A 19,727-nucleotide genomic window follows, 5' to 3' on the forward strand; every position below is an offset into this window, starting at 1 on the left:
CGCTTAGTAGAAAGTAGAAAGGGTGAATTTATCTAATGAAATCAAAAGAGACAAGCCAATATCTTGCACTTGGAGCCGTAGCTATATTAGTCATTGCCTTTCTTTTAACGCAAACCTCTGTTGGTGAACTTATTGTAGCAAGCCCATGGTGGACGTATCTGCTCATGCTTGGAATCTTATTTAGTGGGTATCAATGGATCAGAACGATGAGAGAAGATAAAGTGATGGATGATGAATGGATTGAGCAAGAGGGAAATGTATACATGGAACGCATTCAAGAAGCAAAGAAATTAAAGGAACAAAAAGATAGCTAAATAAAGGTGATGGCAGACCCTTCAGAGAAACGTGACGAACGTTCTGAAGGGTTTTTTAGTCCTTTTTAAACAAGGGACGTGCATACGTTATGATAGGGGGAATGTGTAAACCATATTCATTGATATGATTATGACGTACGATTATGTAGGATGGCGAACGCTTTCACCACAGGCACAAGCGCGACATCCGTTTGCGCTACGTTATCACTTGCCCTTACGGTGTCTTCTTTGCCACGGGCACGGCCTCAGCCATTACGCGCAAAATCTCGCTTCATTGTCTTCGGACACGTGCTGTTCCCGCAGGAGTCGTCGCCATTTAACAAGAAATTCGTACCAATCTTATTAGTATCCAATCAATAATAAAGACGTTAGTAGGATTTACGGAGCGATTTCGTGCAAGAGCACTTGATTTTCATTTTTGAAAGTAAAAAGACAGCTAACATCAAGTTAGCTGTCTTTTTTTTATTATTCGTTGCTTTCTTCGTCGGTTGATTCTTCTTCAGAATCTGTAGGTTCATCTGTTTCTTCGTCAGTCTCTTGTCCATCTTCCTCAACCGGCTGTTCTTCTGGTGCAGGTTGATTGGCTTGAGCTCGAATCTGCTCAATAAAGTCTTGGAAGAATTCGTCTTCAATCGTAATTTCATTTTCATCAAGAAGATCAACAATAACTGTCAAGAAGTCTCGTCCATTTTCTTCGATATAGGCACGCTCTACAGCCATGTTCGCAGCTTCTGGTAATTCTTCATATTCCATTGCTTCGTCCGTTTTTTCAATGATATGGTAGCCAAAACCAGATTCAACAGGCTCGCTTGTCGTTTCGCCAACTTCTAAATCAAATGCGGCTTCTGCGAACGCTTCATCCATGTCTGCGCGTGTAAAGAAACCAAGGTCACCACCTGTAGCGGCTGTTCCGTCTGTACCATGTTCTTCAGCTAGTTCGGCAAAGTCAGCACCGTCATTTAATTCATCAATAATCTCATTTGCAAGGTCTTCTTCTTCCACAATGATATGGCGTGCTTCTACTTGCTCGTATAAATCACGATTGTCTTCAAAATAAGCAACTAGATCTTCTTCGCCATAGTCGAGATCTTGTGATTGAAGTTCGATTAACGTGAGTTCTGGGATAATTAAATTATCAACCATATCATCGCGATCCTCAAGACCAAGGTTTGTTGTTACTAATTCTACAAGCTCTTCTTCAGAGGTAACGCCAAATTCTTCTTGCAGGGTCGCAATCATTGTTTCAATTTGTTCTTCTGAAAACTCCATGTCTTCTCCTGCCATTGCTAATAATTGCTCCGTTAAGTTCGAGAAGAAGGCGTTTTGTAAAGCGCCTGATGCTTGCTGATTCATTTTCAGATCGTCAAATAACTCTTCTTGCGTAATGTTTTCTCCGCCTTCAATTGATGCAATGGTCGTTCCATTTCCATCATCGTTATTGCACGCTGCTAGTGTAGTCAGCGCAATAGCTCCGAACCCAGCGAGTAAATATTTTTTCATTTTAACACTCCTTGAAGAGATCTATTATCATTAGCATATCTTATACACAAGGTCAACTAGTTAGATTACCCAGTTTTTTCTTGCACAAAACTTACTATATCATAAAAAAAAACACACAACAATTGCATGATTTCTAAGGAAATTAGGTCATCCGCCCAGTACCCATAATTGGTTTTTGCATAGGATATGGTAACAAAGCACAAAGAAAGCTCTAAAGCCTTAGGGCGTAAGGGTTGAGCGAGTTGTGAGCATTGCTTCGAGGTCCTGAAATAAGAAGAATGCCACACTTGATGTGCTTTCTATAAAAAAATGTGAAATCTTCAAAGGAGGAAACGTTACATGAGTTACGCAGGCGGAGGATACAATAGTGGGTTTGCATTAATTGTGGTTTTATTCATTTTATTGGTGATTATCGGGGCTTCTTGGATCTGCTAATCACTAGAGGTGTAGCCAACAACAAGTGAAGAAATGGTCCAATTCATCGGACCTTAGCTTGCCGACTATGTCGGTGAGCTTTTTCTATTTGTTTCTGTACAATTTTTTTGAGAAAATAAAAACAGAAACAGTTGAAAAGAAAAGAAACGGGGTATAGAAAGAGAAGTAAACTTATACATAGAAGTGGGTGGAGTTCCATGAGTCGTTTAACAAAAAATAGACGTTTTTATAAAATAGGATTCTTTCTTGTACTTGGTCTACTCCTTGCCTTAATTGGATTGCTTATTTTTGGTGCAGTGAGGCTATTTGGAGATGTAGACAGACAAGCACCAGAGCGAGCAGGCACAGATAGTGCAAACGAGGAGATCGTCAGCTTTCAAATGGATATCGAACAAGCCAATGTCTTACTGAACGACATGCTTGCGGATGATGATGTACCGTTTGATTTTTATCTTGCTGAGGACGGTGTGTATTTAGAGGGGGAAGTTGATGCTGTACTTTCAACAATTGATTTATCGATGCGATTTGATCCAAGTGTTCAAGAGGACGGTAGCCTTATGCTTGAAGCGAATAGTCTCTCAGCCGGATTTCTTTCCGTTTCCCCGGAAAACGCACTGCGAATGTTTAATCAATTAGCTGACTTACCAAATTGGATTTATCTTTACCCAGAAGAAGAGCACATCATCATTGATTTACGAGAGATTGAAGAATTAGAGCCATTCGGCCTACGGTTTAATGAACTTAACTTAGCGGCTAGTGAAATTAATGTATCGCTCGTGCGCCAATAAAGACGAAAAATCTTTATGAAGGAGACACCTCTTTCATAAAGATTTTTTAGGTTGATAAGATTTCGTTGTCATTTGGTCGATTCCAATTGTTTGTTGTAGCTTGGCTCTTCATGAAACTGGCGAATAAAATCATCATCATACAAGTGACGCACGATGGATACCAGCTCTGAAAATTCTGGGAATCGGCCATAGATCTCTTTAATTGGTAAAGAGCCTTGATAGACGTTAAACGTTTGTTCGTTAAAGACACGCATCGTTTCATGCAACAACGCTTGGCCTTCTTTTGTTAAACAAACATAGGTATTGCGTTTATCCTCTTGTTTTTTAGAAAACGAGAGGAGACCTCGTTTTTCTAACTTTTTGGAAAAGTTAAAAGCGGTTGATACATGCATGGCACCGTAGGAGGCAATATCTGATATGGAAGCACCGTCAAACTGATCGGCGATCCATAAGATATGATGTTCATTTAAGTTTAAATGAAATGGTTTAATCCAATTTTGCCAGTCTTTTTCAACTGATTTCCACATCGCTTTACTCAATACCGCAAGCTTGTAGCTATAATACATTGAATGTTTAGCATGAGGGTCCATATCCATTCCTCCATCGATTAGTAGTGTAAGGTTATATACAGGTGTTACATATGTTTTTTTCTGAAGGAATCCATAAATGCTGCAAGGGCATTGCAAGATGCTAACGGTACTGCATTATAGATGGATGCACGAATGCCACCAACTAAACGATGGCCTCCTAAGCCAATAAATCCTGCTTGTTCAGCTTCTTGTAAAAAGGTTTTTTCTAACTCTGGAGTAGCAAGGTTAAACGTGACATTCATGGTTGACCGCGCTTCAGGTTGAGCGTGTCCACTATAGAATTCGTTGCTTTGGTCAATTGCATCGTAAAGGACGGAAGCTTTCGCTTGGTTCCGTGCTTCAATAACAGATAGGCCACCTTCGTTTTCAATCCATTCAAGTACGAGGTTGAGCATATAAATCGAGAAGACAGGAGGTGTGTTATACATTGATTGACTGTCTGCAAAAGTTTGATAAGACAGCATAGGCGAAAGGTCTCCATGAGCTTGTTTTAAGAAAGAATCTTTAACAATGGCAATGGTAACACCTGCTGGTCCAAGGTTTTTCTGCGCACCGGCATAAATTAAATCAAATGCATTATAGTCAATGGAACGAGAAAGAATATCGCTCGACATATCACAAACAAGGGGGAGTTTTTGATGTGGGAACGTGTTCCACTGTGTCCCGTATATCGTATTGTTTGATGTTATATGTAAATAGGAATTTTCCTCATTGTACGATAGCTCATCTGGTGAAGGAATGGTTGAATAGCTCGTTTCTTTAGCCTGAGATTGTATGTCTATAGTCCCGAAACGTTGCGCTTCCTTCGCTGCTTTTTCTGACCAAACCCCTGTTAACACATAACTGGATTGATTATTTAGAAAATTCATCGGGACCATTGAAAATTGAAGATTTGCTCCCCCTTGAAAAAACAAAACATGTGTATCTTCCTCTAAATTCATCAACGACTTCAGCCTTGAAACCGCACTAAAGTGAACCTTTTCATACGCTTTTGATCGATGACTCATTTCCATAATCGATACGTTAGAGTCATCAAAATTGAGTAATTCTGCTTGTGCTTTTTTTAGTGCTTCTTGAGGCAAAGCGGCAGGTCCAGCACTAAAGTTATGGATAGTTTTCATTTCACATGACTCCCTTTATTCCTTTAACGTGTGTTTTTAGAAATGATATCATAATTTTGACTTTTTGGGCGATAAAATCTTAAATTATTTTTATTTGAGAATAATAAATGGCAAAAAAAGTCGCCCAAAGGCGACTTTTGTCAAAATTAGTCGTTAAGAAGCTCTGTAAAGCGCTTTGTAAAGGATTCTAAGCCTTTAAGATTTTCTGGACTTGCGTCTTTTTTCCAAAGATCACTATAGATGTCTTCCTCACCGTAGCGGGGAAGAAGATGTAAATGATAGTGAAAAACACTCTGTCCAGCAGCTTGGCCGTTGTTATTTAAAACATTGACCCCGTCGCATGCGAACGCTTCTTTTAACGCTGTTGCAAGCTTAGGAACAACGGAGAACAAGTGAGCTGCGGTTTCGGAAGGCAAGTCGTAAACTGCTTCATGGTGGTGTTTTGGAATAATCAAGGTATGACCTTTTGTCACTTGTTGGATGTTATAAAAAGCTAAAATGTGTTCATCCTCATAAAGTTTTGTTGCGGGCATTTTTCCATCTTTTATCGCACAGAAAATACAGTCTGTCATAAAAGAACCTCCTTTGTTTCATCTTCTTCTAAAAGTGTACTCATAAAATCTGTAAGAAGCAATCAAGATGAGAACAGGAATTTGTGAAGTCTTTGGTGAATAGGTAAAGAGCTTCGGGAAGTGCTTTTCTGTTTTTTTTTTGCTAAACTACAAGAGGGAGTGATGACACGATGCCTGATATGTTAGAAATTAAAGAGCTAACAGGTGGTTATACACCGAAGAAACCTGTTTTACATAATGTTTCGTTTGGCGTGAAAAAGCAAGAAATTGTAGGACTCATTGGTTTAAATGGGGCAGGGAAAAGTACGACGATTAAACATGTGCTTGGTCTAATGGATCCACAGTCTGGTGAAGTGAAAATTAATAATCTAAAGTTCTCAGATGATGCTGATCAATATCGAAAATCATTTGCGTACATACCAGAGACGCCGTTGCTATATGATGAGCTCACGTTGTGGGAGCATCTTGAATTAACGAGCGTTGCTTATGGAATTGAAAAAAAGGAATTTGAAAAGCGTGCAGATACGTTGCTTAAAGAATTTAATATGATGAAAATGAAGAAATGGTACCCAAATCATTTCTCCAAAGGTATGAGGCAAAAGGTCATGATTATGAGTGCGTTTTTGGCGGAGCCTGAGTTATATGTCGTAGACGAACCAATTGTTGGCCTTGACCCTGTAGGGATTCAGTCATTTTTAAATTGGATCTCTGAAATGAAGAAGCAAGGTGCTGGTATTTTAATGTCAACACATATTCTTGCCACAGCAGAACGTTACTGCGATCGCTTTGTCATTTTACATCAAGGTCAAGTCGTATTGACTGGTACCCTTGATGAGATGCGAAGCGCGATCGGAAAGAGTGATGCAACGTTAGATGACATCTATATCGAAATGACGAAGGACGAGCAAGAATGAGACATGCCAATGAGTTATGGGAATCAAGGCGTCATCAATATTGGTCAGAAGCGAGAGGGTACTTAAAATTAATTCTTAACAGCGGATTTGTCATTTCCGTCTATTTTCTATTCATTTTTCTTACGGTCTATTACCAGCAGTTTGTCGAACAGATGCCAGCAGATTTTCCTCTAGTAACACTATTAACAGTATTGTTTACATGGCGACTAACAGCGGGTTCAATCCGAACCTTCGTTAAGCCAGCAGATATTGTTTTTTTACTACCTTATGAAACGAAATTGGCGCCATATTTTAAGCAAGCGATTAAGTATTCCGCTTTATGGCAGTCCAGCTATATTTTGCTTTTATTTATGGCTGTTGGACCAATGTTTACAGAGCGAATTGGCACGGGCATTGTCTTTTGGTTAACGCTCATTTTCCTGCTTTTGATTAAAGTGTGGAACTTACTGTGCGTGTGGGAAGAGCAGAGGCTAGTCGCTAAAGGAGAACGATATTCAAACGTGCTGCTGCGTTTGCTTGTGAACGGAGTAGCTGCTTATTTACTGTTCTCTCAAGCGCCAATCTGGTTAACGTTCGCTGTGCTAATTCTTATGATCGTGCTTTATGCAAGTTATTGGAAAGGGTTTGCGAAAAAGCACAGTTTAAAATGGGATCGATTAATTGAAGTTGAAAACCATATGGTCATGTTTTTTTACCGTATTGCCAATGCCTTTGCCGACGTGCCACAATTACGCAATAAAGTTCGAGAGCGTACGTATTTACAGTGGGCTGTAGGTGCTTTAGGTGGGAAAAAGAATGCTGTTTACCATTACCTATACGCTCGTACATTTATTCGAGCTAATGATTATTTAGGGACGTATGTACGTCTGGCTATTGTCGGTGGGTTATTTATTTATATCTTGCCACTCGGTTGGATGAAGCTGGCAATGGCATTACTCTTTACGCACATTACGATGATGCAGCTTTCGACATTATCCTTCCATCATTCTGCAAGTATTTGGCTGGATTTATACCCGTTAAAGCCTGAAGAGAAGAGGCAGGCACTTACGTATCTAACAATGCGCCTGTTATTTTTGCTTTCGGTCATCTATGGTGGGATCGCCTTAGTGACAAGCGATATTCTTTATGGAGGTATTGTGTTAATGGCCAGTGCACTACTAGGTGTTTATGGGAGTCAAACCCTTGTTCATCGAAAAAAAGGAAAGTATCGCAGAGTCCGCTAATACAATGTAGCGAAGGGGGCTTTTGTGATGGCTGTAAATAGTGTCGAAGAAGAACTCATCATCTGGAAGCGAAAGCAGCTGAAACCTGAATCATTTGTGAAGAAAAAAGTTAGTCACTGGCAAAGTACATGGAATATGAAAATGCCAAAAGTCTACCATCAAATCGCAACACAATGTGTAAAAACAACTGCGGAAGCGATTATTTATGGCATTAATAAAAACAATCAATTGCTAAAAAAGAAAGTGGCTTCTTCTACATTAGAAGAAGCAGACAAAAAAGCCGCTGACGTTTTTCGTTTCTATCGAAGAATGGCTTTGGCTGAAGGAATTGGCACAGGAGCGGGTGGTTTTATTGCTGGAGCAATGGACTTTCCGCTCCTGTTGTCGTTAAAGCTAAAAGCATTATTCGATAGTGTGCACGCTTATGGATTTTCGACTAAGACAATCCATGATCGCATGTTTATTTTATTGTTATTCCAATTCAATTATGGAGATCGTGAAGAACGATTAAAGGTGTTGGCGCAAATAGAAGCCTATGTTCAAGATGAAGACATTCAACAAACGGACTGGGAGAAATTCCAACTTCAATACCGAGACACAATCGACCTACCTAAAACGTTGCAGCTTTTACCTGTTGTCGGCGCGCTTTTCGGCGGAACGGCCAATTATTATTTGCTGACAAAACTAGAGGAAAATACGATTCAGCTTTGTCGCCTTAGATGGCTAGCGGAATATAAGAAGACCCTAACGATTGTATAAAAAAAGCTTAGCGACACAATGTCGATAAGCGAAGGCGTGTACAGAAAACGTACACGCTCTTTTTTATTGCATCCAGTTTGGCGTATATTGTGCCATCATTGCGGCTAGAGTTGAGAAAAAACCAGTAAATAGTAGAATTCCGAGAATAATCATGACTACGCCGCTTGTTTTTTGGATAATCGGTAAATAGCGGTTGATGCGTTTAATTTTATGTAGCGAACGCGCCCATAGTAGCCCAATGAGTAAAAAGGGAATCCCTAGCCCAATTGAATAAACGAGTAGTAAGAAAACGCCGTTCCAAATGGTTGCCGAGGTGCTAGCTAACGTTAAAATGGCTGCTAAAACAAGGCCAATACATGGAGTCCAACCAGCTGCAAATAAAAAGCCAAATAAAAGAGATTTAGAGAAACTCGCCGCAGAATTTTGGGAAGGTTCCATACGTTTGTCTGTGAACAATGCTCGTATAGATATCAATCCAGTCATCTGTAGTCCGAACAAAATAATGACGATTCCACCTAAACGCTCTAATAATAATTGGTTGCTAATAAAGAGTTGTCCAAGCATCGTACTAGCTAATCCAAAGAGCATAAACACAAGGGTGAAGCCAGCAATAAAGCCGAAACTTCTTGATAAGATTACTCTTCTAGGTGCAGCAATTGCGCCGTTTGTGACGGTTGTGCCTGTTAATTGTGACAAGTAAGCAGGCATTAATGGAAAGATACAAGGTGAAAAGAAAGAAACTAAGCCTGCGAAGAAAGCAATGCTTAACGTAACTTCCATTTAAATCAGCCCCTTAAAACGAAGATAAAATGTTATGTACTAGTCTATGACCTTCCTAAGTGTAACATGTTTAAACAAATGAAAGCGAATGCGATTGTATGGCTTTTTTGAACATTACGTGAGAATTGTCAAAGACCACCTAAATACCTTGTAAATTAAGCGGAAATCCCTGCGAATCCTGTCTTTTTTTTGTATGATAAGTAAGATAGACTTGTAGTGAGTCTGTTTTTTTGTTCAGAAGACCTATAGGGGGGTCGAGCATGTGTTTAAAAAATGGAGTATTGTCGTAAGTGCTGTTATTGGTATGATGGCACTATCCTTTATGATTTTTGTTGGCTTTATGCTGGCAGGCTCTTTTCAATTAGATGAAGAAAAATTAATGATGAATCGCTCTAGTGTACTTGTTGATACAAATGGAGATGTGATTACAAACTTATACATGGAAAATCGTGAATTTGTTACGATTGATCAAATACCTGAGCATGTTCAGCATGGATTTGTTGCAATGGAAGATTCACGTTTTTACGAGCATCAAGGAATTGATTTTAGAGCAATTGGAAGAGCGTTATACCGAGATATTTTGGCTGGCGCAAAAGTCGAGGGTGGGAGTACGATCACCCAGCAGTTGGCGAAAAATTTATTTCTGTCAAATGAGAAGGCGTGGTTAAGAAAAACGAATGAAGTTTTAATTGCGATGAATTTGGAACGTCAATATAGTAAAGAAGAAATTCTAGAAATGTACTTAAATCAAATTTACTTTGGGCATGGTGCATACGGGATTGAGGCAGCATCGAATCTTTATTTTAATAAACCAGCTTCTGAATTAACCGTTAATGAAGGTGCTTCATTAGTAGCAGTGGTCAACGCGCCAAGTACGTTTTCTCTCTTTAATGAGCCGGATCGTAATAAAGAACGCCGTGATTTAGTGTTAACGGTAATGGCTCAGCAATCTTATTTATCAAGTGAAGAGGCGGAGACATATCAGGAAGTGCCGATCAAAACGGATCGTCAAGACCATGAGTTAGATGAAGCGTTATTTACGTATATTGATATGGTGATGGACGAGGCGAGTGAACGATATAATATTAGTAATAATGAGCTATTAACAGGTGGCTATCGAATTGTTAGTCCGATTAATCTTGAGTTCCAGCATCAAACGTACGATGCCTTGCATGATGAACGGTATTATCCAGAAGGAAGTTCAGATGCACAGGGCGCCATGATGTTTATGGATGTCAATACGGGTGGCGTTTTAGCGGCTCAAGGAGGAAAAGAGTATGTTCGGAAGGGGTTAAACCGTCTGCATGTTAATCGGTCTCCAGCCTCTACATTTAAGCCATTAGCTGTTTATGCACCTGCTTTAGAAAGTGGTGTGTATCATCCGTACTCAATGTTAAAAGATGAGTTGCTTCTTTATGAAGACGAAACGGAAAATGGCTACACACCGAGAAATGTTACAGGTGAATACCAAGGAGAACTAACGTTGTATGATTCCCTAGTGGAGTCTGCAAATGCCCCTGCTGTTTGGTTGTTAAATGAAATGGGCGTAAGCGATTCTGTAAATCAACTGCGGAAATTTGGCTTACAAGTGCCAGATAGACAGCTGTCGCTTGCTCTAGGTGGGTTATATGAAGGGGTTTCTCCTTATGAAATGACCCGTTCGTATCGGCCATTTGCTCATGAAGGACAGTTGATTGAGCCTCATGTGATTAAGGATCTATACGATCGAAATGGAAAACGTGTTGGCGGGGCAAATCAAGTAGAGACGGAAGTGATTTCCGAACAAACGGCTTGGTCGATGACACGGATGCTGGAACAAGTAATGAATGAAGGTACAGGAGCGACTGGTGAGCAAATGACTTCGCCTATAGCTGGGAAAACTGGTACACAAGGCTATCCGAATGTGGCAGGTGCTGTTCAGGATGCATGGTTTGTTGGCTATACGCCTGAAGTGGTTGGTACGGTTTGGATGGGATATGATACAACAACGGACGAGCAGTATTTTACTGGTGGAAGTCAACATCCGACACGTTTATTTCAAGCGATGGTGAATGAATTACCAGCTTCGAGTCAGGCAACTGCTTTTGCCAAGCCAGAAGGCGTAAAAGATTTAGAGCCACCCATTGCTATGGAAGAGATAAATGGCTTTGAAGCTAGCTATTCACTTGGAGGAGATGGGCTCTTAAGTGTTCAATTATCATGGGATGATTTTCAAGATGACCGAATGGAATATCACGTCTATGAAATCCAAGGTGATGAACGAAGTAGAGTTGCTTCAAATTTAAAGGAACCTATTTATACCGAGGGGCGTTACAATCCGTTTAATATTCCAAGCTATCAAGTTGTTGCGTTCGACCCGATTACAGAGGTAGAAGGGTCGGAATCGGCTGTTCAAAAACCTAGCTTCGAATTTTCTTTATCCTTAAGTCAATAAAAGGGGACTGTTCCAAAGGTGATTCATAGCGCCTTTCTGGAACGAGTCTCTTTTTTATCGTATTAATAAAATTTACCAATTTGGGCATACTACATACTACAGCTAGCATGACGCAACCGCCTAAATCACTCAAATCCACGATGCCAATCATTCAAATGCCATAAAAATCTCAAAATTATACATCTTTTTTTGACAAAATCCATCAAAATCATGACAATTGATTTGAGTGTGTATACAAGTCTTTAGAAGGTTATTATAGTTAAGGAGATAAAAGATCGAACGAAGTAAGCAGAAACGATGATTTTCTGTTTTTTTTCAAGTAAGATAGACATTGTGAGATTTGTTCGTTTAGAGAGGTGGATTACATTGAGTATGGCGTTTAATGACACATTTTTGAAAGCATGTAGAGGGGAAGCCCACGATCATGTACCTGTTTGGTATATGAGACAAGCAGGACGTTCGCAGCCTGAATACAGAAAAATTAAAGAAACGCATAGTTTGTTTGAGATCACACATGATCCAGAGCTTTGTGCATATGTGACAAAGCTACCTGTTGATCAATATAACAATGATGCAGCCATTCTTTATAAAGACATTATGACACCGCTACCTTTTATCGGGGTAGATGTAGAGATTAAGTCTGGCATAGGTCCGGTTATTTATAACCCTATTACATCAGAGAAAGACGTGGAGCAGCTAGGGGAATTAAACCCTGAAAAAGATGTTGCCCACGTACTAGAAACCATTAAAATCTTGCGAAAGCAACTCAACGTTCCTTTGATAAGTTTTGCAGGAGCACCATTTACACTAGCAAGCTATATGATTGAAGGAGGACCTTCAAAAAACTATCATAAAACAAAAGCGTTTATGCATTCTAACCCAACGGCTTGGCATCTATTAATGGATAAACTTGGTTCCATGACGATTGCTTATGTAAAAGCACAAGTAGCAGCTGGTTCACAAGCCATTCAGTTATTTGATTCTTGGGTCGGCGCTTTAAGTGTTAGTGATTATAATCGGTTTATTAAACCGGTCATGGATCGAATTTTGACGGAAGTGAAAATGGATGGCATTCCACTTATTTTACACGGCGTAGGGACGCCTCATTTAATGAAAACGTGGAAAGACATGCCTGCTGATGTCATTGGTTTAGACTGGCGAACAACGATTGATGAAGCGAGAGAGCTAGGGATAAATAAAACGGTACAAGGAAATTTAGACCCGTCTATTTTACTCGCTCCTTGGAATGTCATTGAGCAAGAAGCAAAAGCAATTTTAGATCAAGGCTTAAAAAGCAATCATTTTATTTTTAATTTAGGTCAAGGTGTTTTTCCAGAAGTTTCTCCAGATACGTTACGACGGTTAACTGCATTTATTCATGAATACTCAGCAGAATTCAAGCAAAAGGGGTAGTAAGAATGAAGAAGAAAATTGGCTTACTTGTGATGGCTTACGGTACGCCTCGTAAAAAAGAGGAGATCGAGCCTTATTATACGCATATACGCCACGGGCGCCCGCCTTCTGAGGAAGCGTTACAAGATTTAACGGATCGCTATGAAGCCATTGGTGGGATTAGCCCACTTGCGCATATTACCGAACAACAAGCAAATGGCTTAGCGGACACACTTAACAAGCGCTATGATCAATTTGAATTTATTCCTTACTTAGGATTAAAGCATATTGCACCATTTATTGAGGATGCTGTGCAGCAAATGCATCAAGATGGAATTGAAGAAGCGGTTTCCATTGTACTTGCTCCTCATTTTTCTACTTTTAGTGTGAAGTCCTATAACGGCCGAGCACAAAAGGAAGCAGAATCGTTAGGCGGATTGACGATTAAATCGGTTGAAAGCTGGTACACAGAACCTAAATTTTTAGCCTATTGGACGGAAAAAATTCAAGAAGAAATGAAGAAGGTTCAATCAAAAGAGGATCTCTGTGTCATTTTCTCTGCACATAGTTTACCGGAAAAAATCATTGCAGCAGGAGACCCATATCCTCAGCAGCTTGAAGAAACAGCAACACTGCTAGCAGAAGCCGCAAACATCCCGCATTACGAAATCGGTTGGCAGAGTGAAGGGAATACGCCCGATCCATGGTTAGGTCCAGATGTGCAAGACTTGACGCGCCATTTGCATGCTGAGCATGGGTACAAAGCATTTATGTATTGTCCTGTAGGATTTGTAGCAGAGCATTTAGAAGTACTCTATGATAATGATTATGAATGTAAAGTTGTCACAGATGAAATCGGTGCTACGTATCTTAGACCACCAATGCCGAATGATCATCCACAGTTCTTAGACGCAATGGCAGATGCGATTGAAAAACAATTTGTTACGGCGGATCAATATGAGTCGTGATGTAGCCATTATCGGTGCTGGCGCAACAGGTTTATCAGCAGCGCTATGGTTGGAAGACCATACTTCACTTACGTATGACATCTTTGAACAAAAGCAAGAAGCTGGCGGAAAAGTCGTCACTTCGATTAAAGATGGATTCATTATGGAAGGTGGCGCTGATTCTTATTTGGAACGAAAAACGGCGATGACGGAGCTCATCGAACGAGTTGGTTTACAAGACGAACTGATTCGTAATGAAGTCGGACAAGCGTTCATTTTAAAAAATGGTACGCTACATCCTAATCCGAAAAGAACCGTTTTAGGTATTCCAACAGACATCGAAGAGTTTATGAAAACCGATCTTCTTTCACCTGAGGGAAAGGAAGAAGTCCTGAAAGAATATGAAAAACCGCAAGCGCCAAGAACAAATGGTGATATCTCACTAGGGGATTTTTTCGAATTTCGCTTAGGAAAAGAAATGGTACGTTCCCTGATTGAACCTTTATTAGGCGGGATATATGGTGGCAACATCTATCAACTTAGTATGAAGGCGACATTTCCTCATTTTCTTAAAATGGAAGAAGAAGAGGGTAGTTTGTTGCGCGCATTGGCGCAGAAACAACAGCCAAACGCTAATACGAAAAAACAGGGAATGTTTCTAACCGTTAAAACAGGCCTCCAATCGGTGTTTGAAGCGGTTGTAAAAGAATTACAAGTGGACAGCGTTCATTTTCAAACAGAAGTTGAAGAACTCGTTAAGCTAGAAAATGGCAGCTATATGATTCAACTAGCGGATGGTGAGCAAAAAGGTCCGTATGCCGCTGTTTTGGTTACGGTGCCTCCTAAAAAAGCGACCTCTTTTATACGCGATACGAATTTACGTGAACACCTTGACGGTTTAAACGCGACAAGTTGTGCAACGGTTGCGCTGACATTTCCTGAGGAAGCAATTGACAACTCTCATGAGGGAACTGGTTTTGTTGTTGCAAGAGATGGGGAAGAGTCGATTACGGCTTGTACTTGGACAGACGTGAAATGGCCACATACAGGCAAGCAAGGAAAAACCTTAATGAGAGCGTATGTGGGAAAGCCTGACCAACCAGAGATTGTACAAGAAAGTGATGAAACCATACTACAAACGGTTATTGCTGATTTAAAAACAATTATGAATCTGAAGGCCGAACCAGAGATTGTCAACATCACTCGTTGGATTGAAGCAATGCCTCAATATAAACTTGGTCATGTTGAACGAGTTGCGAAGATGAGACAGTATGTTGCAGAAACGATGCAAGGTTTGCATTTGGCGGGTGCTGCATTTGATGGTGTAGGTGTTTCTGATTGTGTCCGACAAGGAAATGAAATTGCCAAGCAAATAGCAGAAACAGTAAAGTGACGTGAGCTTCTCACGTCACTTTTTTTAGTCCAGTCACAAAGGTCGATAAACGAATGATAGAAGATGATTACTCGGTTTTTTGAACGACTCTTAATGAATAAGACGATTTAATGCATATAATAATTTGAACGAATTTCTTCGAGACGCTCAATCGCTTTATTGTTATAAACGATGGTTTCAAGCTCTTTCTTTGAATACGTTCGTTTTTTAATCTGAATGGAAAAGAACAAAATGGAAAAAGTCATACGTTTACATACCTCCTTTCAAAGGAGGTGCTGCTTTAGGTAAAGCCTGGCACCTCATCGATCATCATTAATAAATACGTTTGTTGTGGGTAGTGCATAATTGTCATTTTTTACACTCCTTTTCTAAAATTTTCCATTAAATAGACATAAAAAATACAGGTTCATTGAAAAGGCACTTTTTGCCCATCGTTTACCTGTTCACATACGTATCCGATTTAATGAGAATGGTGATTAACGTAAATGGCGTGAACAAAACGAGTCATATTGAATTGTTGTTTTAAGTTTTAATGTGATCATCATCTTGTTCATCTCCTTTTCGTTAATATAAAGTAAATCATAAACGATGTTCACAAATTTGTAAATATTTTTTTAATGAAATCTTTTAATTATTTTTAAATTTCCCCGATGATTTCGTCTCTGTTTGTCTTAATTTGTTTGTGCTATAATAGGAAAGATGTGCTGGATTCCGATTTCGAGTCCATCCAAAGGGGAGTTGACGATGAAAGGCGATAAAGAGATAATCAAAGTTCTAAGTTCAATCCGACATGATTGGTTGAATGTAATGCAGCTCATTAAAGGAAATGTTGCATTAGGGTATTATGACCGTGTGGATACGATTATCGATGACGCTGTTTTTCAAACTGCTAATGAGAGTCGGTTGTGTAGTCTCGATCTACCGAAAACCGCAGTAACAATCTTAGAGAAAAAATATTCGCAAATGAACCACGTTTTGGATATTGAAGTTGATGGTGTTCTTTTTTCGTTAGCTAAATATGATGAACAGCTAGCACACGCATTTTCGCAGTTCTTTTTATCATATGATACGCTACTGAAAAATGACACAAGTCATCTGCACATTGTCTTCACTTTTTTTGATTCTTCTTGTTTAATTGAAATCAGCTCTGACCATGATTTAAATAATGAAGAAGTGTTATATAGAAGTTTAGACTCGTTAAACGATGTGGTTAAAATAGAAACTGTAAATAGTGATACGTTCGGCGTGACAGTACTTATTGAAGTGTAGCTGTCCGGAACGTTTTAGAGGTGGAAAATAATATGTTTATAGATAAAGTGAAAGTATACGCAAAGGGTGGCGACGGCGGAAACGGCATGGCTGCTTATCGTCGTGAAAAATATGTTCCAGATGGTGGGCCTGCAGGTGGTGATGGCGGCCGTGGTGCTAACGTGGTCTTAAAAGTGGATGAAGGCCTACGGACACTAATGGATTTTCGATATAACCGTCATTTTAAAGCAAAACGTGGTGAACACGGGATGTCTAAAAGTATGCACGGGAAAAATGCAAAGGATTTAATTGTTTCTGTGCCACCTGGAACCACGGTGACGGATGAGGCAACAGGTGCGCTAATTGCGGATTTAACTGAAAATGGTCAAACCGCTATTGTCGCAAAAGGAGGCCGTGGCGGTCGTGGGAATATTCGTTTTGCCACACCTGTTAATCCGGCTCCAGATCACGCGGAAAATGGTGAACCTGGAATAGAACGAGACATTATTCTTGAACTTAAAGTGCTTGCAGATGTTGGTCTCGTCGGGTTTCCTTCTGTAGGGAAATCAACATTACTTTCAATTGTTTCAGCGGCAAAACCTAAAATTGCAGACTATCATTTTACAACAATAACGCCTAACTTAGGTGTTGTTGATACAGCGGACAATCGTAGTTTTGTCATGGCTGATTTACCAGGATTAATTGAAGGGGCACATGAAGGTGTTGGCCTAGGTCATCAATTTTTGAGACATATTGAACGAACGCGTGTTATTGTTCATTTAATTGATATGTCAGCTCTAGAGGGTAGAGATCCGATTGATGATTACAAGAAAATCACAACAGAACTTGAGCAGTACAATTATCGCTTAACTGAGCGACCACAAATTGTTGTTGCTAATAAAATGGACATGCCAGGTGCGGCTGAAAACTTAGAACGGTTTAAGCAAGAGATGGATGAAGAAGTTAAGATTCATTCTATGTCGGCGATTACGAGAGAAGGGGTACGAGAACTTCTTTTAACAATAGCAGATGAACTTGAACATGCGCCGGAGTTTCCGCTACACGATAAAGAAACAGATGAAGAGGCGAGAGTGGTCTATCGCCATGAAACACCTATTGAACCGTTTATTATTACGCGCGCAGATGATGGTGTGTTTGAAGTTGCAGGTGCCGAGCTAGAACGAGTATTTAAAATGACAGATTTCTCTAGAGACGAGTCCGTTCGTCGTTTTGCTCGTAAGTTGAGAAGAATGGGCGTTGATGCTTCTTTACGAGAAAAAGGTGCCAAAGACGGAGATATGGTCCGAATTATGAAATTTGAATTTGAGTTTATTGAATAGAACTAGATAGTGAATGTGAATAGGGGGATACCAAAGGTGAGTGAGAACCAGTTTTTTCTTGTTAGAGAAGACATGTTAACGGATGCGATGCAGCGAACGTTAGAAGCGAAAGCCTTGCTTTCAACTGGAAAAGCAGCAAAAATCAACGAAGCCGTTCAACTTGTAGGCCTTAGTAGGAGTGCATTTTACAAATATAAGGATGGTATTTTCCCATTCCATTCCGTGAACAAAGAGAGAATTATTACGCTAATGATTAACCTTGAAGACCGGTCTGGTACGCTATCGGAGTTGTTACAAATTGTGGCGAGTACAGGTGCAAATATTTTAACTATAAACCAAACGATCCCCCTTCAAGGACGTGCTAGTATTACCTTATCAGTCGACACAGCCCCCATCACTATGGGGCTGCATGAATTATTTGCAAAAATGAAATCGCTTGAAGCAGTCGAACGAGTAGAAATGGTTGGTTCTGGCTCATAGAGAGAAAAGGAGTGGAGATTTGATGAAGAAAATTGGTTTTTTAGGACCGAGAGGAACATTTACTGAAATGGCGGCAAAATTTATGTTTCCGCAAGATGAGAGAATTCCGTTAAAAACGATACCGAAAACAATTGATCTCGCTTTTAACAAAGGAACGGATTATGCGGTTGTCCCGATTGAAAATGCCATTGAAGGAACAGTGAATGTCACTTTAGATTATTTAATTCATCAAAAACCAATGCCTATCGTCGCGTCTGTTTCAATTGGTATTGCGCATCATTTGCTGACAGCTTCTAGAAAAGACTTTGCCTCACTAGCGCCTAAGAAGATCATCTCACACCCGCAAGCTTTGGCACAGTGTCATCGTTTTATTCAACAACATTTTCCAGATGTGACGATTGAGCATGCGGATTCAACTGCCCAAGCAGCCGCAGCTCTCGCCAAAAATCAGGATGAGGATGTATGTGTCATTGCAAATCGGGAAGCGGCGAATCTTTACGGATTAAAAATTGCTGCTGAAGATATTCATGATTACCGTGAAAATCAAACCCGATTTCTTGTTGTATCTGCACACGCCGATGCAACACCATTCGTACCGCCAAGTGCTCAGACTGGTGAAGTAACTACATTGATGATTACGTTGCCGTCAGATTTTACCGGCGCACTTCATCAAGTGTTATCCGCATTCGCTTGGCGAAAGTTAAACCTTTCTAAGATTGAATCGAGGCCAACAAAAACGGGTTTAGGTAATTACTTTTTTATTATTGATGTGGAACAATTAATGGATGATGTTCTCTTACCTGGAGCTATTGCTGAATTAAGTGCGCTTGGATGTAAGGTTGATGTACTTGGAAGTTATTGCGCCTATAGCGATCAACTCGTCCAGCTTGAAAAAAGTTGATAGCAAAAAGTCTTTCGTTTTCTAACGAAAGACTTTTTTTAGCGTCTGCTTAATCCTCTTTAAGTAAAAACCCTTTTTCTTCAAGTTGTTTTAAGGCAAACTCAATCTGTGCCTCCGTTTTTGCTTCAACAAGGTGCAAATGAACGCCATTCGTTAATTGTGATAATAAATTCGCTTTGTGCGTTTCCAAGCGCTCACAAAAATCAGAAACGTCTTGTCGATTTGATAAACGTAGCGTACCGGTTATTTCGCCGTAAATCGCGTGTTCAATCGTTACATCTACAACGGTTAATCCGCTATCGACAAAGATATTCAGCTCTTCTTTCGTATCGCTAGGAGAATGTTGAACAGGGACTAATCGTTGAATTCGTTTTTCTTGTTTTTGTTGCAAATATAAATATCCTTGAGCTGTAGAGAAAATCGGTTCGCCTTTTGCTTTTAAAATCGACATGTCTTGTACAATAACTTGTCGACTAACACCTGAACGCCTCGCTAAATCACTACCAGTTATCGGTGTCCCTTCTTCCATTAACCAATCTAGAATAGCGGAACGTCTTTCTGTTGAAATTAGTTTCTTTGATTGATTTTTCAATGCT

Annotated in this window: 21 protein-coding genes; 14 read left to right on the forward strand and 7 right to left on the reverse strand. The window is 39.9% G+C overall.

All coding sequences use genetic code 11. The features are described 5' to 3' along the window. Nucleotides 1-35: 35 nt before the first annotated feature. Nucleotides 36-314 (forward strand): sporulation YhaL family protein, encoded by a 279-nt coding sequence (locus ABC361_RS07230; protein WP_413073366.1) that lies wholly within the window; start codon nt 36-38, stop codon nt 312-314. Nucleotides 315-779: 465 nt separating this feature from the next. On the opposite strand, the gene ABC361_RS07235 is transcribed toward ABC361_RS07230, so the two are convergent. After that, on the reverse strand, nt 780-1,814 hold the full coding sequence (locus ABC361_RS07235; RefSeq protein ID WP_413073367.1) for a peptidylprolyl isomerase: 1,035 nt from the start codon (nt 1,812-1,814) through the stop codon (nt 780-782). A gap of 339 nt (nt 1,815-2,153) precedes the next feature. Here ABC361_RS07235 and ABC361_RS07240 point away from each other — a divergent pair, with 339 nt between their 5' ends. Then, nucleotides 2,154-2,249, forward strand: a complete 96-nt coding sequence (locus tag ABC361_RS07240; RefSeq protein WP_078390824.1) for a YjcZ family sporulation protein — start codon at nt 2,154-2,156, stop codon at nt 2,247-2,249. A gap of 197 nt (nt 2,250-2,446) precedes the next feature. Continuing rightward, nucleotides 2,447-3,037, forward strand: a complete 591-nt coding sequence (locus tag ABC361_RS07245) for a YpmS family protein (protein ID WP_413073368.1) — start codon at nt 2,447-2,449, stop codon at nt 3,035-3,037. 68 nt (nt 3,038-3,105) lie between these two features. Here the strand turns inward: ABC361_RS07245 and ABC361_RS07250 are convergent, their stop codons facing one another. From ABC361_RS07250 to ABC361_RS07260, 3 genes are all read right to left on the reverse strand, one after another. Then, on the reverse strand, nt 3,106-3,627 hold the full coding sequence (locus tag ABC361_RS07250; protein ID WP_413073369.1) for an HTH-type transcriptional regulator Hpr: 522 nt from the start codon (nt 3,625-3,627) through the stop codon (nt 3,106-3,108). Nucleotides 3,628-3,671: 44 nt separating this feature from the next. Further along, nucleotides 3,672-4,748, reverse strand: coding sequence for a 3-phosphoserine/phosphohydroxythreonine transaminase (serC, locus tag ABC361_RS07255; RefSeq protein WP_413073370.1), 1,077 nt, complete (start codon nt 4,746-4,748; stop codon nt 3,672-3,674). Between the two features lie 146 nt (nt 4,749-4,894). Then, nucleotides 4,895-5,320, reverse strand: coding sequence for an HIT family protein (locus tag ABC361_RS07260; protein WP_413073371.1), 426 nt, complete (start codon nt 5,318-5,320; stop codon nt 4,895-4,897). 170 nt (nt 5,321-5,490) lie between these two features. Here ABC361_RS07260 and ABC361_RS07265 point away from each other — a divergent pair, with 170 nt between their 5' ends. The 3 genes from ABC361_RS07265 to ABC361_RS07275 are packed head-to-tail and all read left to right on the forward strand — an operon-like array spanning nt 5,491 to nt 8,216. Further along, nucleotides 5,491-6,234, forward strand: coding sequence for an ABC transporter ATP-binding protein (locus tag ABC361_RS07265; protein WP_413073372.1), 744 nt, complete (start codon nt 5,491-5,493; stop codon nt 6,232-6,234). After that, complete coding sequence (locus tag ABC361_RS07270; RefSeq protein ID WP_413073373.1) at nt 6,231-7,457, forward strand: ABC transporter permease; 1,227 nt, start codon at nt 6,231-6,233, stop codon at nt 7,455-7,457. Before ABC361_RS07265 ends, ABC361_RS07270 begins: the two co-directional genes overlap by 4 nt. 27 nt (nt 7,458-7,484) lie before the next feature. Further along, nucleotides 7,485-8,216 carry an EcsC family protein gene (locus ABC361_RS07275; RefSeq protein ID WP_413073374.1) on the forward strand — a complete coding sequence of 244 codons (732 nt, stop codon included), beginning with the start codon at nt 7,485-7,487 and terminating at the stop codon, nt 8,214-8,216. A 63-nt stretch (nt 8,217-8,279) separates the two neighbouring features. Here the strand turns inward: ABC361_RS07275 and ABC361_RS07280 are convergent, their stop codons facing one another. Then, nucleotides 8,280-8,996: a cytochrome c biogenesis CcdA family protein gene (locus tag ABC361_RS07280; protein ID WP_176554183.1), complete on the reverse strand. Its 717-nt coding sequence runs from the start codon at nt 8,994-8,996 to the stop codon at nt 8,280-8,282. A gap of 262 nt (nt 8,997-9,258) precedes the next feature. Between ABC361_RS07280 and ABC361_RS07285 the strand changes: the two genes are divergently transcribed. The 4 genes from ABC361_RS07285 (at nt 9,259) to hemG (ending at nt 15,162) form a co-directional block, all read left to right on the forward strand. Further along, on the forward strand, nt 9,259-11,430 hold the full coding sequence (locus ABC361_RS07285) for a transglycosylase domain-containing protein (protein WP_413073375.1): 2,172 nt from the start codon (nt 9,259-9,261) through the stop codon (nt 11,428-11,430). A gap of 372 nt (nt 11,431-11,802) precedes the next feature. Then, nucleotides 11,803-12,843 carry a uroporphyrinogen decarboxylase gene (gene hemE, locus ABC361_RS07290; protein ID WP_413075734.1) on the forward strand — a complete coding sequence of 347 codons (1,041 nt, stop codon included), beginning with the start codon at nt 11,803-11,805 and terminating at the stop codon, nt 12,841-12,843. Nucleotides 12,844-12,848: 5 nt separating this feature from the next. Next, a complete protein-coding gene (gene hemH / locus ABC361_RS07295) occupies nt 12,849-13,790 on the forward strand; it encodes a ferrochelatase (RefSeq protein ID WP_413073376.1) in 942 nt (313 codons plus the stop codon). Next, the gene (gene hemG, locus ABC361_RS07300; RefSeq protein WP_413073377.1) at nt 13,780-15,162 is read left to right on the forward strand and encodes a protoporphyrinogen oxidase; all 1,383 of its coding nucleotides are present in this window, start codon (nt 13,780-13,782) and stop codon (nt 15,160-15,162) included. The genes hemH and hemG overlap by 11 nt, the downstream gene beginning before the upstream one ends. Nucleotides 15,163-15,269: 107 nt before the next feature. Here the strand turns inward: hemG and ABC361_RS07305 are convergent, their stop codons facing one another. Continuing rightward, nucleotides 15,270-15,407, reverse strand: a complete 138-nt coding sequence (locus ABC361_RS07305; RefSeq protein ID WP_413073378.1) for a YrzI family small protein — start codon at nt 15,405-15,407, stop codon at nt 15,270-15,272. Between the two features lie 499 nt (nt 15,408-15,906). Between ABC361_RS07305 and ABC361_RS07310 the strand changes: the two genes are divergently transcribed. Genes ABC361_RS07310 through pheA form a run of 4 tightly spaced genes read left to right on the forward strand, consistent with a single transcriptional unit; the run spans nt 15,907 to nt 19,131 of the window. Beyond that, nucleotides 15,907-16,431 (forward strand): Spo0B domain-containing protein, encoded by a 525-nt coding sequence (locus tag ABC361_RS07310; protein WP_413073379.1) that lies wholly within the window; start codon nt 15,907-15,909, stop codon nt 16,429-16,431. 32 nt (nt 16,432-16,463) lie between these two features. Beyond that, nucleotides 16,464-17,750 (forward strand): GTPase ObgE, encoded by a 1,287-nt coding sequence (obgE, locus tag ABC361_RS07315; RefSeq protein WP_413073380.1) that lies wholly within the window; start codon nt 16,464-16,466, stop codon nt 17,748-17,750. Nucleotides 17,751-17,786: 36 nt separating this feature from the next. Then, the gene (locus tag ABC361_RS07320; protein ID WP_413073381.1) at nt 17,787-18,230 is read left to right on the forward strand and encodes an ACT domain-containing protein; all 444 of its coding nucleotides are present in this window, start codon (nt 17,787-17,789) and stop codon (nt 18,228-18,230) included. 22 nt (nt 18,231-18,252) lie between these two features. After that, entirely contained in the window at nt 18,253-19,131 is an 879-nt protein-coding gene (gene pheA / locus ABC361_RS07325; RefSeq protein ID WP_413073382.1) for a prephenate dehydratase, read from the forward strand. A 49-nt stretch (nt 19,132-19,180) separates the two neighbouring features. Here pheA and ABC361_RS07330 read toward each other — a convergent pair whose 3' ends face one another. After that, nucleotides 19,181-19,723: a transcription repressor NadR gene (locus ABC361_RS07330; RefSeq protein ID WP_413073383.1), complete on the reverse strand. Its 543-nt coding sequence runs from the start codon at nt 19,721-19,723 to the stop codon at nt 19,181-19,183. Nucleotides 19,724-19,727 lie beyond the last annotated feature (4 nt).

Origin of the sequence: Shouchella phoenicis (genome assembly GCF_047238345.1) — a bacterium.
Lineage (GTDB): Bacteria > Bacillota > Bacilli > Bacillales > Bacillaceae_D > Shouchella.